The 19801-nt window shown below is 62.4% G+C and carries 15 protein-coding genes; 5 read left to right on the top strand and 10 right to left on the bottom strand.

Going from position 1 to position 19801, the window contains the following annotated elements:
• Positions 1-176: 176 nt before the first annotated feature.
• The 3 genes from EDF56_RS19890 to EDF56_RS19880 all read left to right on the top strand — a co-directional run bounded on the left by EDF56_RS19890 (position 177) and on the right by EDF56_RS19880 (position 6421).
• Positions 177-3077: a TonB-dependent receptor gene (locus EDF56_RS19890; RefSeq protein WP_165912272.1), complete on the top strand. Its 2901-nt coding sequence runs from the start codon at positions 177-179 to the stop codon at positions 3075-3077.
• A gap of 447 nt (positions 3078-3524) precedes the next feature.
• Entirely contained in the window at positions 3525-5099 is a 1575-nt protein-coding gene (locus tag EDF56_RS19885) for an MFS transporter (RefSeq protein WP_132390790.1), read from the top strand.
• A gap of 263 nt (positions 5100-5362) precedes the next feature.
• Positions 5363-6421, top strand: a complete 1059-nt coding sequence (locus EDF56_RS19880) for a LacI family DNA-binding transcriptional regulator (RefSeq protein ID WP_132390788.1) — start codon at positions 5363-5365, stop codon at positions 6419-6421.
• A gap of 66 nt (positions 6422-6487) precedes the next feature.
• Here EDF56_RS19880 and EDF56_RS19875 read toward each other — a convergent pair whose 3' ends face one another.
• From EDF56_RS19875 to EDF56_RS19835, 9 genes are all read right to left on the bottom strand, one after another.
• Complete coding sequence (locus tag EDF56_RS19875; protein WP_243652733.1) at positions 6488-8131, bottom strand: glycoside hydrolase family 43 protein; 1644 nt, start codon at positions 8129-8131, stop codon at positions 6488-6490.
• 208 nt (positions 8132-8339) lie between these two features.
• Positions 8340-8687 (bottom strand): hypothetical protein, encoded by a 348-nt coding sequence (locus EDF56_RS19870; RefSeq protein ID WP_243652722.1) that lies wholly within the window; start codon positions 8685-8687, stop codon positions 8340-8342.
• Positions 8684-8974 (bottom strand): DUF3325 domain-containing protein, encoded by a 291-nt coding sequence (locus tag EDF56_RS19865; RefSeq protein ID WP_132390784.1) that lies wholly within the window; start codon positions 8972-8974, stop codon positions 8684-8686. Before EDF56_RS19865 ends, EDF56_RS19870 begins: the two co-directional genes overlap by 4 nt.
• Positions 8971-10536, bottom strand: a complete 1566-nt coding sequence (locus EDF56_RS19860; RefSeq protein WP_132390989.1) for a PepSY-associated TM helix domain-containing protein — start codon at positions 10534-10536, stop codon at positions 8971-8973. The genes EDF56_RS19865 and EDF56_RS19860 overlap by 4 nt, the downstream gene beginning before the upstream one ends.
• Positions 10537-10574: 38 nt before the next feature.
• Entirely contained in the window at positions 10575-13076 is a 2502-nt protein-coding gene (locus EDF56_RS19855) for a TonB-dependent receptor (protein WP_165912271.1), read from the bottom strand.
• Between the two features lie 117 nt (positions 13077-13193).
• Complete coding sequence (locus EDF56_RS19850) at positions 13194-14189, bottom strand: FecR family protein (RefSeq protein WP_165912270.1); 996 nt, start codon at positions 14187-14189, stop codon at positions 13194-13196.
• Between the two features lie 121 nt (positions 14190-14310).
• Complete coding sequence (locus tag EDF56_RS19845) at positions 14311-14820, bottom strand: sigma-70 family RNA polymerase sigma factor (protein WP_132390778.1); 510 nt, start codon at positions 14818-14820, stop codon at positions 14311-14313.
• Positions 14817-15488 (bottom strand): energy transducer TonB, encoded by a 672-nt coding sequence (locus EDF56_RS19840; RefSeq protein ID WP_165912269.1) that lies wholly within the window; start codon positions 15486-15488, stop codon positions 14817-14819. The genes EDF56_RS19845 and EDF56_RS19840 overlap by 4 nt, the downstream gene beginning before the upstream one ends.
• A gap of 69 nt (positions 15489-15557) precedes the next feature.
• Complete coding sequence (locus EDF56_RS19835; RefSeq protein WP_243652721.1) at positions 15558-17648, bottom strand: TonB-dependent siderophore receptor; 2091 nt, start codon at positions 17646-17648, stop codon at positions 15558-15560.
• 389 nt (positions 17649-18037) lie between these two features.
• Between EDF56_RS19835 and EDF56_RS19830 the strand changes: the two genes are divergently transcribed.
• The gene (locus tag EDF56_RS19830; protein ID WP_132390772.1) at positions 18038-18307 is read left to right on the top strand and encodes a hypothetical protein; all 270 of its coding nucleotides are present in this window, start codon (positions 18038-18040) and stop codon (positions 18305-18307) included.
• A 276-nt stretch (positions 18308-18583) separates the two neighbouring features.
• Entirely contained in the window at positions 18584-18778 is a 195-nt protein-coding gene (locus tag EDF56_RS19825; protein WP_165912268.1) for a hypothetical protein, read from the top strand.
• A 193-nt stretch (positions 18779-18971) separates the two neighbouring features.
• Here EDF56_RS19825 and EDF56_RS26470 read toward each other — a convergent pair whose 3' ends face one another.
• Positions 18972-19424 carry a VOC family protein gene (locus tag EDF56_RS26470; RefSeq protein ID WP_243652732.1) on the bottom strand — a complete coding sequence of 151 codons (453 nt, stop codon included), beginning with the start codon at positions 19422-19424 and terminating at the stop codon, positions 18972-18974.
• Positions 19425-19801 lie beyond the last annotated feature (377 nt).

Here is a 19801-nt window from a genome sequence, read left to right as displayed (position 1 = left end):
CACTGCATTATCAGCGCCGACGCGCTGCGACAAACATTAAGCGATGTTTCGTTTCGTTTCTGTTTGACAGATATCGGACATCCAAGTTACCAAAACGAAATATAGTACGCCATGGCGACGGGAATCACGCGAAATCCCGCAACGGACTACGGCGACGTGACAAGGGGTATGGAAACATGACGGGACGTATCACCTGGCGCCACGCAGCGCTTGCCGGGGCCAGCACCATGGCGCTGCTCGCCGCTTCTCAGGCCCAGGCCGCGCAGGATAACGGCCCGAATGCTGCCACCGCCCCCGCCTCCGCCGATGCCGTTGCCGCCGATACGACGGTTTCCGCCGACAGCGCGCAGACCGCCGCCGACGCCGCCACTGCCGAAGCCATCGTCGTACGCGGTGTGCGCGGCAGTCTGTTGCGCTCGATCCAGGCCAAGCGCAGCGCCGACACGATCGTCGACGCGATTTCGTCCGAAGAACTGGGCAAGTTTCCCAATCGCAACGTTGCCGAGGCGCTTGCCAACATCCCCGGCGTCACCGTCGGCCGCGACGGGCGCGGCGAGGGGCGCTCGATCACCATTCGCGGCCTTGGCGAGAATTTCGCGATCACCACCCTCAACGGTCGAATCCTCCCGACCGACGGGCCGGACCGCTCTTTTGCCTTCGACGTTCTTCCCTCCGAGATCATCTCGGGCGCCGAAGTGCAAAAGGCGGTCCGCGCGTCCGAACTGGAAGGCAGCATCGGTGGCAATGTCGATCTGCGCACCGCGCGCCCGCTCGATCGTCCCGGCCTTCACGCCTCGGGCGCGGTCGAAGGCCAGTACAACGATCTGGCGGACAAGGGCGGCTACAAGGTCAGCGGCGTCGTCAGCACCACGTTCGCTGACGACACGATGGGCCTGATGCTGGGCGTCAGCTATAACAAGTACAAGTTCCGCACCGACAATCTGGGCGAATACTCGCTGGCGGACGGCACCGAGGCGGCATACGGCATCGACTTCAACCGCGACGGCCGCGTCGATCCCGATGAGAACGGCCCCGCCTACATCTGGCCGGACTACTACAGCGTCGGCACCGTGGTCGGCCAGCGTGAGCGCATCGGCTCGGCCGGATCGTTCCAGTGGAAGCCGTCGAGCGCGTTCGAACTGACCATCGACGGTCTCTACAGCCGTTTCGACGTCAAGCAGCATAACTATCGCTCGTCGAACTACCTCAACCCGCTGGGCGACGATGGTTCGCCGCGCTGGGATCCGGACTCGATCAGTGTCGATGCCAACCACGTCGTCACCGGCTTCTCCATCAACGACTATACTGCCGAAGTTCTCACCACCGACGAGCCGCGCAAGAGCCAGACCTGGCAGATCGGCGGCCACATCGACTGGAAGGCGAGCGACCGCCTGAAATTCGGCTTCGATGGCTACGTCGGCGAGGCGCGCGACAATACTGGCGGCCAGAACCGCTTCGTGGTGGCGGGCATCACCGGTGCCTCGGCTGATTTCGCGACGCGAAATGGCGGATTGCCGGATCTCGACATCACCATCCCCGGCGGCCGCACGCTGGACGAGGCCACGAACGACGATTTCCGCGCCCACTATATCGGTATTCAGGGCCAGAACATCTCCGACCGCACGCAGGGCCTGAAGGGCGACGGCACCTATGACGTCGACAACGGCGTGTTCAAGTCGATCCAGTTCGGCGTTGCCTATACCAATCGCAAGAAGACCGTCGCCACGATCGACAACCAGTATACCAGCTCGTGCAACTTCTGCGGTTACCCCTTCACGTTCGGGCAACTGGGCGCGGACGTCGTGCAGCCGGGCAGTGGCTCGATCCTTGGCAAGCTGGAGGGCGATTTCCCGCGCAACTTCCCGCGCTTCGATATCGACACCTACCTCTCGGCGCTGTCCCGTGCCGAGAACAACCCGGCGATCCTCAATCCCAACAGCTGCCTTGACGATACCGGCGCGACCATCCCGGGCTGCACGCTTTCCCAATATCCTTCGGGTTATTCGACGCAGGTCATCGAGGAAGACCTGCCCGCCTCTTATCGCATCAAGGAGCGGACCTGGGCGGGCTACGTGATGTTCAACCTTGAGGGCGATCGCTGGCGCGCCGACATCGGCGCGCGTCTGGTGGCCACCAAGGTGTCCTCGGTCGGCTACGGTGCCAGCATCGCCAGCATCATCCCGCGCGCCGGTACGCAGGACAACGCGGTGACGTTCAACCCGGTCGAGCCCATCGAGGGCGGCGGCGACTATATGCGCCTGCTGCCGGCGGCGAACTTCTCCTATGATCTGGCCGATGGGCTGCGTCTGCGCCTTGCCGCCTCGCAGGCGATCTCGCGCCCCAGCTTCGGCGAGCTTTCGCCCGCCAAGGACGCGACTTCGGCGCAGTCCGGCACTTACATCATCTATGATGCCGGCAACCCGAACCTCAAGCCGACCGAGGCCAACCAGCTCGACATCAGCCTGGAATATTATCCGACCAACCGTCTCGCACTTACGGCGGCGGCCTTCTACAAGCATATCACCAACTTCGTCTCGACAGTGCCGGTGGATGTGCAGATCACGCCGACCAACCAGCCCGCCAACCAGCCGCAGGGCTACTCGTTCGTCGAATATCAGGTGATGAACGGCGACAGTGCGAACGTCTACGGCCTCGAAGTGGGGGGGCAATACTTCCTTGATAACGGGTTCGGTCTTCAGGCGAACCTTACCTACAATCGCTCGCGCGCGAAGACCGGCGGCATTACCACCGATCTTCCGGGTGCGATTCCCTTCTCCGCCAATGCCAAGCTGTTCTACGAGAACCACGGCATCAGCGCGCAGGTTTCGTATAGCTATCAGTCGCGCTTCACGTATGCCCAGGCGGGCAGCCTTGCCTACCTGCCCGTGAAGGAAGAGCCGTATCACGAGATGTCGGCGAGCCTGTCCTACGACCTGACCGATAATTTCTCGGTCTATGTGCAGGGCTCGAACTTGCTGGGTTCGGCAATCAAGCGGTTCAACGATTATCGTAATCTGCCCAATTTCTACGAATATTCGGGCCGTTCGTTCTTCTTCGGGGTCCGCGCTCGTCTCTGACGGGGTAAAGGGACCGATCATTTTGGTCGCATGCTGCATCTCGCCCTCGGCTCGGGGGCGGGATGCAGCCCGTCAGTTTGAAATGATCGTCCGGTCCCTTCACTGAACAGAGGCCAAATTACCTGCGTAGAGCGCACATCGGATTGAGTGTTCTACAGAAAATACCCGTCGGAAGGCGCGTCAATAAATGCCTGTTATCGGAGGGCAGTTCGACCAACGGCAGCCAAGACGACGCCGGGGAAGTTGGCCGGGGTCAACACATGAATTGGCCAGTGAAGGTTTGATAATGACGTCATCCTCACCAAGCCGAAGCCCATTTTCACCCGTTTGACGGTCGCCATCCGCAGCAAAACACAATCCGCCTTGTTTTGCCCAGCTTCAGGCAGCCGCGGCTCTTCATTTCGCCGCAGCCGGTAGCTATCGCAGTGCCGGAGGGGGCGTTCAACAATGGATTCGATCAAAAGCACGCTGTCGGATCGGCAGGCAGTCTGGGCTTTCATCCTCGGTTGTGTTGCTGTCACTCTCGGCGTCTGTGCCCACCTCCCCATGTTCGCGATGGCCCGTTCGATGCAATATCGTCTGGCGGGCATGCCGATGGACGGCATGATGCTGGGCGGAATGGCGCTGATCATCGTCGGGACAATGGTTGCCGCTTACGGCCTGCTCCCGCGTAATATCGGGGCGCAGCGCACCGCCGCATCCGAAATCGTGGTCGCGGCACCCGAGGATGCGCCGCTCGGGCCTGCGCACTGGGGGCTGATGGCGGTGCTGGTCATCGCGCTGGTCATCGACGTCATGAAGCCTGCTTCGCTCGGCTTTACCGTACCTGGCATGATCAGCGAATATGGCGTTCCGAAGAGGACGGTCTCGCTGGTGCCCTTCTTCGCTCTGGCCGGTACCGTGACGGGATCGGTCTTATGGGGATGGATTGCCGACGTCTATGGGCGCAAGGCTTCGATCCTTTTGTCGGCGGTCATGTTCGTCGGGACATCAATCTGCGGTGCCATGCCCAGCCTCGCGTGGAATATCGCGATGTGCTTCATGATGGGCGCAGCCGCGGGAGGCATGCTGCCGGTCACTTATGCACTGCTGGCCGAGATGATGCCGAGCCGGCACCGTGGTTGGAGTCTCGTTCTGGTCGGCGGATTGGGCGCGGTCGGCGGCTATTTCGCAGCGAGCGGCCTTTCTGCAATTCTGCAGCCGGTTTTCGGCTGGCGGATATTGTGGCTCGCCAACTTGCCGACCGGCCTTACGCTGGTGGTGCTTGGCGCGTTTATCCCCGAATCCGCGAAGTTTCTGCTCGCGCGCGGGCGGGTCTCGGAGGCGGAGGCGGTGATGCGCCGTTTCGGTGCGCGGGCGACACGGGCGAGTTCGGGAAGGCTCGCAGAGGGGCGTACATCACACGCGCTGACCGGGATCGGCCTCTACGGCAAGCTGGCGGCATTGAGCATTTGTGCGCTGTCCTGGGGCCTCATCAATTTTGGTTTGTTGCTCTGGCTACCCGCCGATCTGGTCGCGAAGGGGTACTCGGTGGGCATCTCGAGCCGCCTGCTGGCCGAAAGCGCGCTGATAGCCTTTCCCACCGTTTTCGTCGCTGCGCTGATGTACAGCCGATGGAGTACCAAATGGTCGCTCGCGACGATGATCGCACTGACCCTCGCGGGATTGCTACTCGTGCTCCGCCTGGAACTGGCGGGCAGCGGCAGTCCGGTGCTTCCGGTTGCTTTGCTGATTGTCGGCACGAATGGCATTATCGCTATCGTTCTCCCCTATACGGCCGAGAGTTTTCCGCTGCGCGTTCGCGGTCGTGCAACGGGCTGGGTCGCGGCCTGTACCAAGGGGGGTGGGCTGCTGGCTCAGGGACTGACGATCAGCGGGATTGTCCTGTCCATGGGTCTGTCGTCAGCGCTGGTGATGCTGCCGACCACATTGGCCCTGGTACTGGTGGCGTGGTTCGGACGGGAAACCCGTGGCCGCGACCTGCGGGATCTGGATGCGGAGAATGGCCAGATCGGTCATTAGCGGCGAAACGAATGATCCCGCGAAGCACGGGCGGGATCGACAGCGGCTCATAATATTTTGGGCGAAGGCCTTGGGAACGCGGCCGCCACGTTGATTTGGCGCTGACTTTCGTCAAGATAAGTGAGATCCAACTTAAGGCGCTGGCTGCTTCAAGGTCTGAAGCTGCGGGTGCTTGCGGTTGCCACCCAAATGCGGAACGTGAACAAGGGTTGTTGCAGTGCGAATAGCCTGTCCGTCTGGAATCCCAAGGTAACTGTTGCATCATGGCAAAGAAGCCCGCCCCTAGCCGCCGGCCACCTACTCTTCAAAACGTTGCGACCCTTGCAGGCGTATCGTTGATGACTGCCTCGCGTGTCGTGAACAGGAGCGCCTACGTCAGCGAAGCTGCAACCAGTGCGGTCGAGAAGGCGGTCCAGGAACTGGGGTACGTCCTGAACAGCACCGCGCAGTTGCTGGCTGGCGGGGGAACGCGAACAATCGCCCTGGTGCACAGCGACAGCATGACTTCCGCATATCTCGGAGAACTCCTGCTGGGCGCCTTGGCGGAGGCTGCAGCGCGTCACATCCACCTGACCGTGGAGCAATATGTTCAGGGCCGTCCCTCGGCCTGGCTTGTCAACCAGATAGTCGACGGGCGCGCCGCTGGTGTAATCCTTCCTCCTCCGCTGTGCGATTGGCAGGAATTGGTCGAGGGTCTTTTGGCGGAAAATATTGCCGTCGTAGCCATCACCCCTGATCGGTACACAGACGGGGTGACGGCTGTCTCTGTCGATGACCGGCAGGCATCCTACGAGATTACCAAACACCTCGTGGATATGGGCCATCGCAGGATCGGCTTCATTCAAGGTAATCTGCAACACCGCGGCAGTAGCCGGCGCCTGGAAGGATTTCTGCAAGGGCTAAGCGAAAATGGAATTCATCCTGGAGAGGAATTGATCGTTCCAGGAGACTTTTCCTATCGCTCCGGACTCCTCGCCGCGGAACGCCTGCTGAGCTTGCCGACGGTTCCCACAGCGATCCTGGCGTGCAACGACGATATGGCGGCAGCGGCGGTCACGATCGCGCACCAGCGAAAAATCGACGTCCCTGGCGAACTTTCGATTTGTGGCTTCGATGATGCGCCTCTGGCGAGCTCTATTTGGCCCGCACTCACAACGATCCGGCTTCCCGTGCGGGAAATGTCCACCAAGGCCATCAGAGCTTTGTGTCAGGAACTTGAGCAAGGCGGCAAAGCAAGCGAGTCCAATTCCAGGCACGTCAGCCTGCAACTCGATTACCGGCTCATCCGCAGACAATCGGATGCGAGACCTCCAAAGCGTTGAACTTGCGGCTGATCCATAGAAGCAAGGACTTTCCTGTGCCTTTTGTGCGGATCATGGCGCGCGCACTCACGCGGCCGGGGTGTAGTGGTAGAGACCAAAGATCGTGCCGACGAAACCGCCCGCCTTTTTGGTACTGAGCAGCGTCGCGTCAAGCCCGTCTTTCAGGATCTGCGTCTGGCCATCGACTTCAAAGTCGAAGCCCATCGTTGCGCCGTGCGTGCGGATAGTGAGTGTGACTGGCCCGGCGGCCGAGACCGGCGCGGAGGCGATCAGCGTGTCGGCATCGGCAGCGTCGCGGGTGTAGAGCGCGATCACGGTGTTGCCGGCAATCCGGGTCAGGCCGAAGAAGAGGTTGCTTCGGTCGCTCTGCACGGCTGCCAGGCCTGCGCGGTCGCCATCCCTGACGGGGGCATAGCGGATCGTTGTGGAGACGGTGGCATTGGCATGCTGTTGCCGCCGGCCGATGAAGGCAGGAGCACCGTTGAGGTCGCCGATAGGGCGTGCGCTATCCAGTTCCAGCGCGCCGCCCTTGAGATGGTAGAAGGGCTTTTGCGGCGTTCGGATGCCGATCCACTGTATGGGCAACGTCTTGCCGTCGAATTCCTCGACATATTCGAAGTTGCCGCTTGTCGGAATTGGCGATTTGGGCTGGGCAGGCAGGTCTGGCGCATTCAGGGCGTGCGGGATTGCCTGCCCGCGCGGCAGGATGATCGGCCAGCCATCCTTCCATGTGACGGGCAGAAGGAATGTTTCGCGGCCGGTATTATAATAATCGTCAGCATAGGGCCGCACAGCGAGGAAGGTCGCCCACCAGTCTCCGTTCTGGGTCTGGACCAGTTCGGCATGGCCGGCCGATCCGATCGGATCAGGCCTTGCCGGATCGAGATCACGCTGGGTCAGGATCGGGTTATCCGCGAATGGCACATAGGGACCGAGCAGATCCTTGGAGCGGAACACGACCTGCGAATGGTTGACGCTCGTGCCGCCTTCTGCGGCGGTTAGATAATAGTAGCCGTCCTTGCGGAAGATATGCGGCCCTTCGATCCAGACCGGCTTCTTGCCGATGTCGACGCCGCCGTTGATGAGTTGGGTACTTTTTCCCACCATCTTGCCCGCGCGCCAGTCGTATTCCTGGATCCAGATTGCGCGGTGGCCTTCATAGCGGGGGGGCTCGTCGGGGGCGCGGTTGTTGACGATGTAGGCCTTGTCTCCTTCCCAGTAGAGAGAAGGATCGATACCTTCAAAGGGCAGCCAGATCGGGTTGGACCAGGGGCCGGCCGGATCCTTGGCAGTGATAATGAAATTGCCCCTGCATTCGACGCAAGTGTTGACGATGTAGAAGGTGCCATCGTGCCAGCTGATGTCTGGTGCAAAGACGGCCTGCGATGTGCGGCGGCCCTTGAAGTCGAGTTGCCCGGGACGGTCGATCGCATTGCCGATCTGGGTCCAGTGCACCAGGTCCTTGGATTTGAAGACAGGCAGTCCCGGGTAGTGAGCGAAGGAGCTGTTGACCAGATAATAGTCATCGGCGACCCGCATGACAGAGGGGTCCGGGTAATAGCCTGTCAGGATCGGATTGCGATATTCACCGGGCTTGATGGCGATCTCTTCGGTCGAATACCCCTTGTATGTGAAACGATCGAACCGAGCCGGCGCGGCATAGGCGGCAGTATTGGCCTGCAAGAGTGCGGAAAGCGACAGCAGCGCAATGGGCAGGGCGGTAAAGCGCGAGGTCCGGTGCGTCACGATTCCATCTCTCCTTTTGTTGCCACACTTATGCTGCGCGGCTGGAGAATTGGTAACGCTAACAATACGGGGTGTCGAGCGCCGTTTCAGTCCCGTCCATGCCGTGTCGGCTCTTGGCCAGGCGTACCGGACGCCATTGCGGCTGCGCTGGCGATGAGCAGGGAGAACGGGTTCATCGCGCGGGACCCAGAAACCAGACAATCAAGCTCAGAGGCACGGCCGCGCCGATCAGCAAGGCCCAGGCCCGCATGGGACTGGCGGCGTGGAATACCGCCATCGCCACGACCGCGAATACCGCATAGCTCGCCAGCGTTGCGGCGGTGACCGCCTCGGAGCGGGTCACGCCGAGTGCGGCGAGGACCAGCGACACAGCCACGGTACCAAGCGCAGTCACTGCATAGGCACCGAGCGTTCCGGCAATAGTGCGCGAGGCGACCGACCAGCGATGGCGGGTTTTCTCCCGAGGGGAGAAGATGGCGGAAAGCGGCTTGATCATGCGCGGAGTTCTCGGGGTTTTCATCGACGCAGGCGGGCGAGGATGCGTTCGCGGTTGGTTTGGGCGGTAAGCGTAAGGGCAGCCCCAAAGGACAGCCAGCCGAACCAGGCGACGGCACCGTAGGCCCAGCCGAAACCTGCGCATGCAACGGCGAACGCGCCGGTCAGAATGCCCAAGCCGCCCAGGCGCAGCCAGCGGCTGATGCGGGCCGGTAGCTTGCGGCGGAGCCAGTCCTGCTGGTGGCGGGTCATCGCCATGAGCAGGAGCGCGAAGCCGGCGATCGTCATGACGGCGACGATGGAATGGATCATGCCGTCGCCTCCCCGCCGCTGCGGCGTTTGCGCGCGGGTATTTGTCGCGGTTTGTGGCGGGCAAGCGTCCAGCCTGTAAAGGCAAAGCCGGCTGCCAGCGCCAGCATCACAAGGTCGAAGCTGGCGAAAGTCCAGTCGCCCGCCATCAGGCTGGGGGCAAGGCCGCGCGGGGTGGTGGCTGCATTGATCAGCGGGATCGCGGCGTAAAGCGTGGCGGCTGCCGTCAGCGTTTCCAGCCATGCCCGGCGCGGCTGGCGCAGGAAGGCCCAGACCAGCGTGCCGCCCCAGGCAATGAACAGCGCGTTGATCTCCCAGTCCGCATGGCGGGCCATGGCAACGGGGAGCAGCCGGTTGGCGAGGAAATAGATCGCGATCCCGATCGGCGCGCCGGTGATGAAGCCGATGTTGAGCCGTTCCACCAGACGGAAGCCGAAATGCGGGCGGCTGGGATCGGGCAGCTTAAGGCGCCGCTTTACGCACCACAGGCAGAGCCCGGTCGCGGCCATGGCCACGCCGCCAAGGCCGGAGAGGAAGTAAAGCCAGCGCAGGCCATAGCCGGCGAACCATGCCGTGTGCAGGTCCACCATCACCCGGTGTGTCGCGGTGGCGCGACCGGGCGTTGCAGGTGTGGACGGCAGCAGCGCTGCGTTCGTGGCATCGAGGTAGACCGTGTCTGACCGGCCATTCCCCCATTCCGACTTGGCGGTGTAGAGCGTGGCCATGGCGGCCTTGTCGCCGGGGTTCTCGATCGAGAGATAGGTGGGCATGGCGCCGCCCCATTGGCCCTGGGCCTTGGCGATCATTTGCCCGATCGGGGCGACGGGTGTGGCCTCTCCGCTGGCCTCGCGCTCGGGCCCTTGCGGATAGGTGGTGGCGTAAAAGGCCTGCCGGTCCGGGAAGTTTGCCGAAATCGCCCAGGGCATCAGCGTGAACAGCAGCGTCGCCAAACCGGTGTAGGTGATCATCAGATGGAAGGGCAGCGCCAGCACGGCCGTCACGTTGTGCGCGTCCAGCCAGCTGCGCTGCCCCTTGCGGAAGCGCAGCATGAAGAAGTCGGTGAAGATCTTCTTGTGCGTCACCACGCCGGACAGGATCGCGACGAGCATGGCCATGGCTGCCACACAGACCAGATAGCGCGCCCACATGACCGAGATGAAATGGAGGTCGAAGTGGAAGCGGTAGAGGAAGAAGCCGCCCCGCGTCTCGCGCACCGGGATTTCGGCGCCGGTCGCGGGATCCAGCGTGATCCGCGTTGCTTCGCGGCGGCCTTGGCCGGGCATCTGCCACGATACGTCCAGCGCGCTGCCGCCGCGCGCATCGGGCAGCGAGACGGACCAGCTCTCCGCCCCCGCCGCCCGGGCCCGCAGCACGGCATCGGCAGAGGCGAAGGCGCGCGGGGATACGCGCGTTTCGGAAGGCAGCTCGGGCCGCATCCAGGCGTCGATCTCGTGCTGGAAGAACGCCGCCGATCCGAACACGAAGATGACGTAGAGCACCCAGCCCGGCACCAGCCCGGCCCAGGTGTGCAGCCATGCCATCGATTGGCGCAGGCTTTGCTTCATGACGCGGCCACCGCGCATCGATCCCGTTCCGTCATCGCTCAGAACCCGTACTTGACCGCAAAGGCCACGTTGCGGGGGCCGCCGAGCTGGGACGAGGTCGCCCAGTAATCGAGGCCGCCCAGATTGGCGACGTTGAGGTCGAAGCGGATCGGGTGGCCGTCGATCTCGGTCTTGTAGTGCATGCCAAGGTCGACGATCGTGTAGCCGTCGATCTTCTGGAGATTGGCGCTGTCCTTGTACATTTTGCCGGCGTGGTAGACGCCGCCGCTGATGGAGAAGCCGTCCAGCCCCGGAATCTCGTAATCGGCGTAGACTTTCGCCAGCATGTCGCTGACGCCGGTGGGCTTCTTGCCGAGCAGCGAGGCCGTGCTGGTCTTGGTGACTTTCAGGTCCATCACGGTGCCGCCCAGCATCACGTTGAGCCGGGGCGTGACATGGCCGGTCACCGTCAGCTCCACGCCCTGGTGGACCTCCACGCCGTCCTGCGTGCGGGTGATCTTGCCGTTTACCGTCTCGTCGTAGGAATTGGCCTTCTCGATCCGGTAGAGCGCGCCGGTGATCATGAGCGCGTCGATCGGAGCGTACTTGGCGCCCACTTCGTACTGCTTGGAGACGTAGGGCTTCATGATCTCGCCCGAATTGTTGTAGAGCGCGGCGTCGTCGGGGACGGTCGAGCCCTGCTCAAGCCCTTCCATGTACGTCGCATACGTCGTCACCCGCGCCGCCGGCTTGAACACCAGCGAGACCGTGGGCGTATAGGCGCTTTCGTTATAGCTGGAGGTGCGCGCGCCGGTCGCCCCGAAGTTGCGGGCCTTCACGGTGCTGCGGTTCACGCCCAGCATTGCGCTGAGCTGCTCGGTGAACTGGATGTCGTCGCCCAGGATCACGTTGGTGTTCTGCGACTGGCTGGACTTGTAGAGCGCGCCCCACGAATAGGTGTTCAGCGTATCGGGCATGGCCCAATTGTTCATGTCGTTCGGGTCGGTGAAGGCCGGCGAGAAACCGGCGCTGACCGAGTTGGTGACGTGCCGCTTCACCCGCAGGATGTCACCCGAAGCGCCCAGGGTCAGGCGGTGCTTGATGCCCAGCGTCTCGAACTCGCTGTCAAGATAGGCATAGGCGCCCTGCGCAATGTTGTAGGACGGCGCGCTGCGCGAGGCCCAGCCGACTTTCCAGCCCACATCCTCGAAATAGGCGGGATAGACGTTGATCGATTCCTGCGCATCGCGCTTGTAGAGGTAGGCGGCGCGCAGGCTGAAAGTGTCGTTCAGCTTCCACTTGGCATTGGTGCCGATGCGGTCGGTCTTGATCTGGAGATAGGTCCAGTCCGGCGTCCAGGTCTTGCTGGCGTCCAGCGGTTCGATCCAGTGATCGATCGCCGCGTAACTGGTATCGGCATAGGCGTAGAAGCGGGAATCGATGCCATCGACCCGGTAATAGGTATGCGCCGCTTCCACTTGCAGCAACAGGTCCGGCGTCACGTTCCAGTCCACCGCGCCGCTGAACAGGCTGCGGGCGATGTTCTGGTTCTTCTTCGCGGTCTCACCGTCCTGATAGGAGAGGTTCAGCCGGTAGGCGAACACACCGTCCCGGTCGATCTTGCCGCCCAGATCGGCATGGACGAAGAACTGCCGGTTGCCATAGTCGCCCACGGTGATGTCACGCGTGGGCGTGTAGGTCGGCCGCTTCAGCACGTAGTTGGTCACACCGCCCGGATTGCCGACGCCGTATAGGAAGCCGGACAGGCCGTTCATGATCTCGACATTGGCGAGTTCTTCCATGGAAATGCCGGTCAGCGTGGAGGAGAGCCGCACGCCGTCCACCACGCCCTTCTGGGAATCGAAGCCGCGGATGGTGACATAGGGCGTGCCGTAGACGGTCGATGGGGCGGAGTTCTGGACCACCGGGTTCATCTTGAACATCTGGTCCATGTCCCCGGCGACGACGCTTTCGATCAGGTCCTGCGACAGGACGCTGATCGCATAGGGCGTGTTGATGACGAGCTTGTCACCCCAGGGGCCCGAGGCTGAGCGGGTGTCGATCTTGTCGTTGTGGCCCGTGACCACGATGGAATCGCCACGCCGCGCGTCATACGCTGGGTCGAACCGATCCTCATCGCTGAGCATGGCTGTCGTGGAAGGCTCTGCGCTGGCCGAGACGAGCAGTGTATCGAGCGTCATTGCCCCGGTGGTGGCACGCGCAATGGTCACGGCCGCCGGGCCATTGGCACGCGCCACAAGGCCGGTGCCCGACAGCAGCCGCGCCAGTGCGTCACGCCACGGCAGCTTTGCGTTGAGGCCCGCCGAATGACGTCCTTGCGTGAGCGAGGCGTCGTAGTTCAGCTGCAATCCGCTCTGCTGCGCAAAGTTGTTCAACGCGTCGCTCAGCGAGCCAGCGGGAATGGCATAGGCGTTCACGCTGCCGTTCTCTTGCGCCATCGCGCTGGAAGCGAACGCAGTCATGCCCCCGGTCATGGTGGTGCCGGCTAGCAGTGCTGCTACCAGCAGGCGTGCGCCGCCATGACCCATTTTCTCGTACATCGAATTGACCCCCACATGGTTGCGAGATGGCGCAATCACGATGTTGCGACGCATTCTCAATAATGGAGACGGGGCGGGGCGGGAAAAGACGACCAAGGGCTGCAAATTTTTTGCGGTTCAGCGGTGGAGCACGATCAGGCGATCCGAAAACCGGAAAGACTTGAGATTCAGGCTGCGCTCGATGCTGTCGACGGCCTCAAGCGGGTGGTCGAGATCGTAGACGCCGCTGACCTTCACTTCCGCCGCTGTTCCCGTGACGGAAAGATAGCCGTGTCGATAGCGCGCGATTTCGGCGACGACTTCGCGCAAGGGGCGGTTGACCACGACGAGCCGGCCTCGCGTCCAGGCGGTGGCCCCATTGCCGGCGGCTTCGACAGCGCCCAGTGTCTCGGCATCGAAATCGACGCGCCGGCCTTCGTCGACGATTGCAGAGCGACCACCGCCGATAACCCGGACCCGATGTTGGGTCACCACGAGTTCGGCGATCCCGTCCCGCTCGCGCACGGCGAAAGCCGTGCCAAGAGCGGTGGCGCTTCCTCCCGCGGCTTCGACGGTGAACGGGCGGCTGCGGTCCGGCGCCACTTCGAACAGCGCGCTTCCTTCTAGCAGGCGTATCTGGCGGCGGGTGCCGGAAAAGTCGTGAACGATGGCCGAACTGCTGCCCAGCGTCACGCGTGAGCCGTCTTCCAGCGTCAGCAAACGGCGTTCGCCTACCCCAGTGGCATAATCCGCGCGCAGGCGGGTCGGCCAGTCGCCGAACGAGGCGAATGCCGCCAGCGCTACCGATGCGGCGACTGCCGCTCCGGCCCATCGTCGCGGCTTGCGGGCGGGAGGGGGGAAGGAACTGCGGTTGCGGCCGAATATACTCCGGCGTTTGAGCGCGATTGGCGGCAAACCGGGTTGGCTAGCAACGGGTGCTGGATCGCTGTCGATCAGGCACCAAAGCTCTTCCAGTCGTTCAAGGGCGCGGCGATGGGCCGGCTCGGACAACCATTCCTGAAAGGACCGCTCATCGTCAGCCGACAATTTTCCTCCGTCCCGGCGGACGATCCAGTCTGCGGCGGTTTCGGCAATGGCGGCCGAAATGATGGCGCGAGGTGCGTTTTCGGTCACGGTTCCGTCCCTTCGGTCGGCTTTCTCATCAACCATGACGGAATTGTACCGCCAAACACGACGCGGCCAGACGAGATGCCGTCAGGCAAAGCTGGGCGACTGTTGCGGAGCGCACTGGCCATCACGCCTCCCCCTCGATCTCGCCGAGGCGGGTGGCCAGCGTCAGCAGGGCGATCCGTAATTGCTTTTCGACCGCGCCCCGGGTGATGCCGAGCCGGTCGGCGATGACGGCTTGGTCGAGGCCATCGAACTTGCGCAAAGTGAAGATTTCCCGGCATCGGGGGGGTAGATCTTCCACCAGTTCGCGCACCATGCGCAGGCGATCTGCCGCGAAGACTTGCCGCTCGGCATCCGGGCTTTCATCGGCGACGGTGATGCCGGCCTCTTCGTCTGCCAGCCAGGGCCGCCACTTGCCGCTGTCCCGCGCCCTGTCGTTCACCAGATTGCGGGCCACGCGGTAGAGAAAGGCGCGGGGGTTCTCCACCCGGCCCGCACGAAGCGACGGAATGGCCCGGGCCCAGGTTTCCTGCACGATATCGGCGGCAACCGGCGGCGAATCCACGAGCGAACGGACATAGGCGAACAGCGCGGCCTGATGGGAACCGACGATGGCGGCATCGCCCCCGTTCACGGTGTGGCTGCCGACGTCGCCCCGTCATCGATCAGGAAGACGATGGGTAGGGAAACGGCAAGTTCGTCCGGAAGCCCGCTCGGGATCGGGGGGAAAGGGGCGGCCCTTGAGACGATGGCCAGCGCGGCTTGATCGAGGGCGGAATGTCCCGTGCTGGAAACGATCACCGCATCCAGCAAATACCCGTCGCGATCGATGCGGAAGAGCAGGGAGCCTGTCCCTTGCGCGTGGTGTTGAAGCGATCCCGCTGGATAGCGGCGCTGGCTTTCCAGCCGCGCGATCAGGGCCCGGCGATAGGATAGCGCGAGGTCCGGCAGATTGTCCGACAGGCCGCTGGTGGCAGCAGCGGCGGCCTGTTCAGGGGCGTTTGTCGCGAGTACTGCTGCGGTGCGAACGGGCAGGGGCGTCGCGACATGGGGCGGGGCCGATGCCGGGATATGCCGCGGACGCACCGCTTGGGCGTTCGGCTTGTCGTGCACGGGTGCGGGGGAATGGACGTTGAACGTCACCAGCGTGGCAGGTGCCGCGTGATCCGGCGCGCCTGCCTGCAGCCAGCCGAACGTGATGGCGGCAATGGCGGCTGCCGCCACGTGAACCCCGGCCGTAATGGCAACGGCGGCCGCGCGCACCGATGCGCCGTTTCCACCCTTTTGGTTGGAACGGCGCAAGCGGCAGAGGAAAGGCGGCGGATTCACGCGCGGCGAAGGGTGAGGGGGTGCTTGCTTACGGCCTGGTTCTCACAGCGTGCCGCGAAGCGTCAATGTGAAGGCGCGAGGCGTCGCGAAGCGTGCGCTGCCGATATAGAGGCCCGAGTAGTACGTCTTGTCGAAGACGTTATCGAGGTGCGCGGTAAGCGAGAAGTGTTCCGAGAAGCGGTAGTTGGCCAGAAGGTCCAGCGTCGCAAGGCTGCCCTGCGTGTAGATTTCGCCATTGGGGCCGGTGCCGTCGGCAGTGGTCTTGCTCTGCCACTTGAGGTTTCCGCCCACCATCAAGGCGTCGAGCGCGCCGGGCAGCCGGTAGGTGGTGAACATCTTGAAGGTGTTCTTGGGGATCTGCGGAAGCTGGCGAACGCCATCGCGATCTTCGGCCCGGGCGTTGGCGAAGCCACCCGCCACGCGCCATCCGGGCAGGACTTCGCCGTTGACTTCAAGTTCGAAGCCCGATGATTTCATGCCCGATACCGCGTGATAGGCGGAGCTGCCGTCCGGCGCGAAGATGCCGGGGCCGTCTGCCAGGGCATAGTTGTTCTGCTTCATCCGGAAGACCGCCGCGCTGGCGCTCAGCTTGCCGTTGAGGAAATCCGCCTTCAGGCCTGCTTCGTACGTGTCACCTTCAAGCGGAGCAATCGTATCGCCATCCACGGTGCGTTCCGTCTGCGGGTCGAAGACGCTGGCGTAGCTGATATAGGCCGAGATGGCCTTGCTGAAATCGAGGACGATGCCCGCGTAGGGCGTGAATACGGCTTTCTCGTCGGTTACCGATGACCATGTGCGCACGCCGCCAGCCGGCTGCGAATAGCTGTCCTGCTTCCACCATGTCAGGCGTCCACCGGCGATCACCGACAAGGGGCTGATGGGCTTGAGGCGCGCCACGCCGGCGATCCCGCTCGTTTCGACGCGATTGCCGCCGAGATCGCCCGTTGCCGTCAAATCGGGTTTGGGCGTGTCGCCATTCGGGAAGAATGCGTAAGCATTGATCGGTTTCGCGTAATCGCTGCCCGACCACCAGCCGGGGTAAAGCGTCTGGTCATCGTCGGACCGGGCGTGGCTAAGCGTCAGGGCGATGTGCTGCTCCTGGCCCAGAACTTCGAAGGTCCCGCGCAAGTTGGCATAAACGGCATTGAGCGTGAGGTCCGAGGCCCAGCGCGTCGAATAAAGAGTGCCGCCATCCCCGGTATCCTTGTCTATCGCGCTTCCGAAAAAATAGCCGATAGTTTCGTCATAGGAACCGGACTTGTGCTCGGCGTCGATCTGCAAGTGCCAGTTCTTGTCGAAATCGTGCACCAGTGACGCGAAGATGTTGACGCTTTCGCGCTTGAAATCGGACCAGTTCGCGCCGCCGTTGGTCGATCGTGCAAAATCAGTCGTGGTTCCGTCTGTGAAAAACAGCGGTACGCCGCCGCGCGAGGCACCCTTGTTGCCGAAGTTCTGGTATTCGACGCCGACCGTCAGCAAAGTGGACGGCGCCAGATCAGCCTCGACGATGCCGTAGAGCGCCTGGCGCTTGACGTGCTCGCGATCGATGAAAGTGTCATTGTCCTGCCAGGCGCCAGAGACGCGGGCGCGGATGTGGCCGTCGGCCGTTACGGCTCCGCCCACGTCACCTTCCATGCGGTACATATCCCAGGAACCGACGGTGGCGGCCGCGGTGGCCGTGAGATCCGTGCCGGGACGCTTGCGGATCATGTTGATTGCCGCGGAGGGCTGGCCGGTGCCCGTCATCATACCGGCCGATCCCCGGATGACTTCGATCCGATCATAGGCGATCATGTCCGCCGTATCTTCGGTGAAGCCGTAGATCTTGGTCGGCCGGGCGATGCCGTCGACGAGGTAGTTTTCGATCGCGAAGCCGCGGGCCGTGTAGTTTGTGCCGTCGGTCCCGAGTGCGCTGGATTGATTGGACTGTATGCCGACGATTTGCGCCATCACGCCGGAGATGTCGTAAAGCCCCTGTTCCTGCATACGCACGCTATCCAGGACGGTTACCGATTGTGGAGTCTCGCGCGATGAGAGGCTGAGGCCGGTTGCTCCTGTCTCACCCGTGACCACGATCGGGTTCTCCTCCGGATCCTCAATCGCGGGTTCGGCGTGGGCGCTGCCAAAGTTCATCCACCCGATAGCCAATGCGGATGCGACGCAATAGCGTATTCGACTTCTTGTTCTCATTGTCATTGTGGGCCCCCTGATGCAGCGCACCGGAGAAACCGGCGTCCTTATGCCGGCTGGCGTCTAATGCGAATGATTTGCAAATGCAATAAGACAAAAACGTCTACGTTCACTGTTCGATATGCCAGGCACACACGACACCCTGACCCGCGTGGAACCCGTGAAAGTCTATGGGGCGGGAGCTATGGTCGCCGCCAACCCGGGCGGCGCGTGCGTGGAACTGACGGCGCAACTCGAACCTGGTTGCGCACCGAGCGTTGCAGGTCGGTGGCGGTTCGGTCTACCTGGATCTTGGTATAAGACGGCGAGCACGGCCCCCTTTGGAGAGCGACATGGCTGACAACGATCCCCCCATCACGGTCTCTCCACTTTCCCGGATGGTCAGCGAGGATGGCATCACGGTTCGAGTGGAGATATTCAAACTCGAAGCGGACGAAGGCTGGACGTTGGAGGTGATCAACGAAGCCGGCACTTCAACAGTCTGGGAGGACCCGTTCGATAGCGATGCGTCAGCCTTCGAGGCGTTCAAGCGCGCGGTGGAGATCGAGGGGATAGGTACTTTTCTCGACGATGATGGCGAAGGTTGGACCACCATTCATTGATACCAATCCTGATTGGGCCGCCCGGCATCGTCTGCGGCGTCATCCAGGCGGCTGCGGGCTGGCTTTCGCGACCCTGAGCCGCCGCCATCCCTTAAATCAGTCGTCTTACTGCGCCCGCATTGCCGCACGAACCGCTCAAACTGTCGGCAATGGGTTGGCTTATCCCGCCGTTCACGTCACATTGCTGCAATGCAGTATTCCTCCAAAGCGCTTCTTGCCATCGGGCCCCCGGTCCTGTTTGCGCTTTGCGGCGCTGCTGGCCGTTACACTTTCCAGTTGGTGGAGACGCGCTACCAGATCCTGACATTCTGGATGATCGCGGCTGCATTGGGGCTGTGGCGCCATGCTGAAGAACCGCAAGCTGGAAGCTGGAGGGCCGTCGCAAATGCCGCCGCCGCCACTGCCGCAATCATTGCTATGAAATGGCATATCGAGGGTGTCTCGCCGCTGCTCCTTCCCCTCATGGTTTAGCCCAGGGCGCAGTCCAGCGCTGCAATTGGCGAACTTTGCAGATCTGCTGTTCCAGCAGGACAAGGAAGGAACGGGTCGTTCCGCCACCGTTCTTCCATGGGACTTCGGAGCAGCGCCGAGTTCGGATAACCTGTAAATACTTTAGCGTAACTCAGATGATGAGGAGATGAATGTCCCGTTTCATGCCTCATTTTCAGCGGACGAACTCGTGTCGCGCTCCAAAGAAGTCCTCAGGATCAATCGCAAAGCCGGACGAAATGCACGCAGATTTCGTCATTCGCAGGTTGCGCTTCTCAAAATGATCGCGCGCAGTTTCCTCGTCCTTCACCCGCCAAACCAGCGCGTAAATGCCGTTCTGTGGCTTGTTGAGGAAGGCTCCGAGCGGGCCTTGTTCGGTGTCGTCAGGTTGGATGAAGGCAACCTGGATGTCGCCAACGCTCAGCAGCACGCGGCGGCCATCTTGGGGGAGTGCGGTCGCTCCGTCCTCGATGACGCGGCCATCCAGGACCGACGTGAAGAAGTGAATCGCCTTTTCGATTTCGCTGGTCACGCATGCGATATGGTCAAGCTGCAGCACTGACGACGCATGCCCGGTTCCGACGGAAGGGCCCCAGCCTCCCGGACGATCGTACGGGTCGTTCGGCATCGTGGAGGAGCAAACCTCCAGCAGAACACCGCCCGTGGATTCCGGCTTTACGAAGAAAAAGAAACCATAGTCGCTTGCAACTACGCCGCCGGCGTCCCGAATGGCCTGGCTGGCTGCCGGACCATCCTCGACCTTGAGCTCGAACGAATGAAAACTCTCGCCAATTTTGCTCGTCATCCGGGCAAACCCCTTGCTCATGTCATCGCGCGTTCGCGGTGCCATGGGTTCGATCGAATGATTGGTGACGTAAAGGAGTGCACAGTCCCGATCTTCTGCTGGAAAGTAGTTTTCGGCAAATACGAGGCCGCCCAAAGCGTCCTGATAGAGGAGACGGCATGCATGAAGATCGTAAGTGGCGTGAATGGTATGAATGACGC

The organism is Novosphingobium sp. PhB165, from assembly GCF_004341845.1.
In the GTDB taxonomy this organism is placed as follows: Bacteria; Pseudomonadota; Alphaproteobacteria; order Sphingomonadales; family Sphingomonadaceae; genus Novosphingobium.
Note: the sequence above shows the minus strand (reverse complement) of the source record. Positions and strands in the feature narration are given on the sequence as shown.

Bases quoted from the DNA above. Each gene is read 5' to 3' on its own strand.
- EDF56_RS19890 (WP_165912272.1), top strand. From the start codon at position 177: ATGACGGGACGTATCACCTGGCGCCACGCAGCGCTTGCCGGGGCCAGC.
- EDF56_RS19885 (WP_132390790.1), top strand. From the start codon at position 3,525: ATGGATTCGATCAAAAGCACGCTGTCGGATCGGCAGGCAGTCTGGGCT.
- EDF56_RS19880 (WP_132390788.1), top strand. From the start codon at position 5,363: ATGGCAAAGAAGCCCGCCCCTAGCCGCCGGCCACCTACTCTTCAAAAC.
- EDF56_RS19870 (WP_243652722.1), bottom strand. From the start codon at position 8,687: ATGAAAACCCCGAGAACTCCGCGCATGATCAAGCCGCTTTCCGCCATC.
- EDF56_RS19865 (WP_132390784.1), bottom strand. From the start codon at position 8,974: ATGATCCATTCCATCGTCGCCGTCATGACGATCGCCGGCTTCGCGCTC.
- EDF56_RS19860 (WP_132390989.1), bottom strand. From the start codon at position 10,536: ATGAAGCAAAGCCTGCGCCAATCGATGGCATGGCTGCACACCTGGGCC.
- EDF56_RS19855 (WP_165912271.1), bottom strand. From the start codon at position 13,076: ATGTACGAGAAAATGGGTCATGGCGGCGCACGCCTGCTGGTAGCAGCA.
- EDF56_RS19835 (WP_243652721.1), bottom strand. From the start codon at position 17,648: ATGAACTTTGGCAGCGCCCACGCCGAACCCGCGATTGAGGATCCGGAG.
- EDF56_RS19830 (WP_132390772.1), top strand. From the start codon at position 18,038: ATGGCTGACAACGATCCCCCCATCACGGTCTCTCCACTTTCCCGGATG.
- EDF56_RS26470 (WP_243652732.1), bottom strand. From the start codon at position 19,424: ATGCCGAACGACCCGTACGATCGTCCGGGAGGCTGGGGCCCTTCCGTC.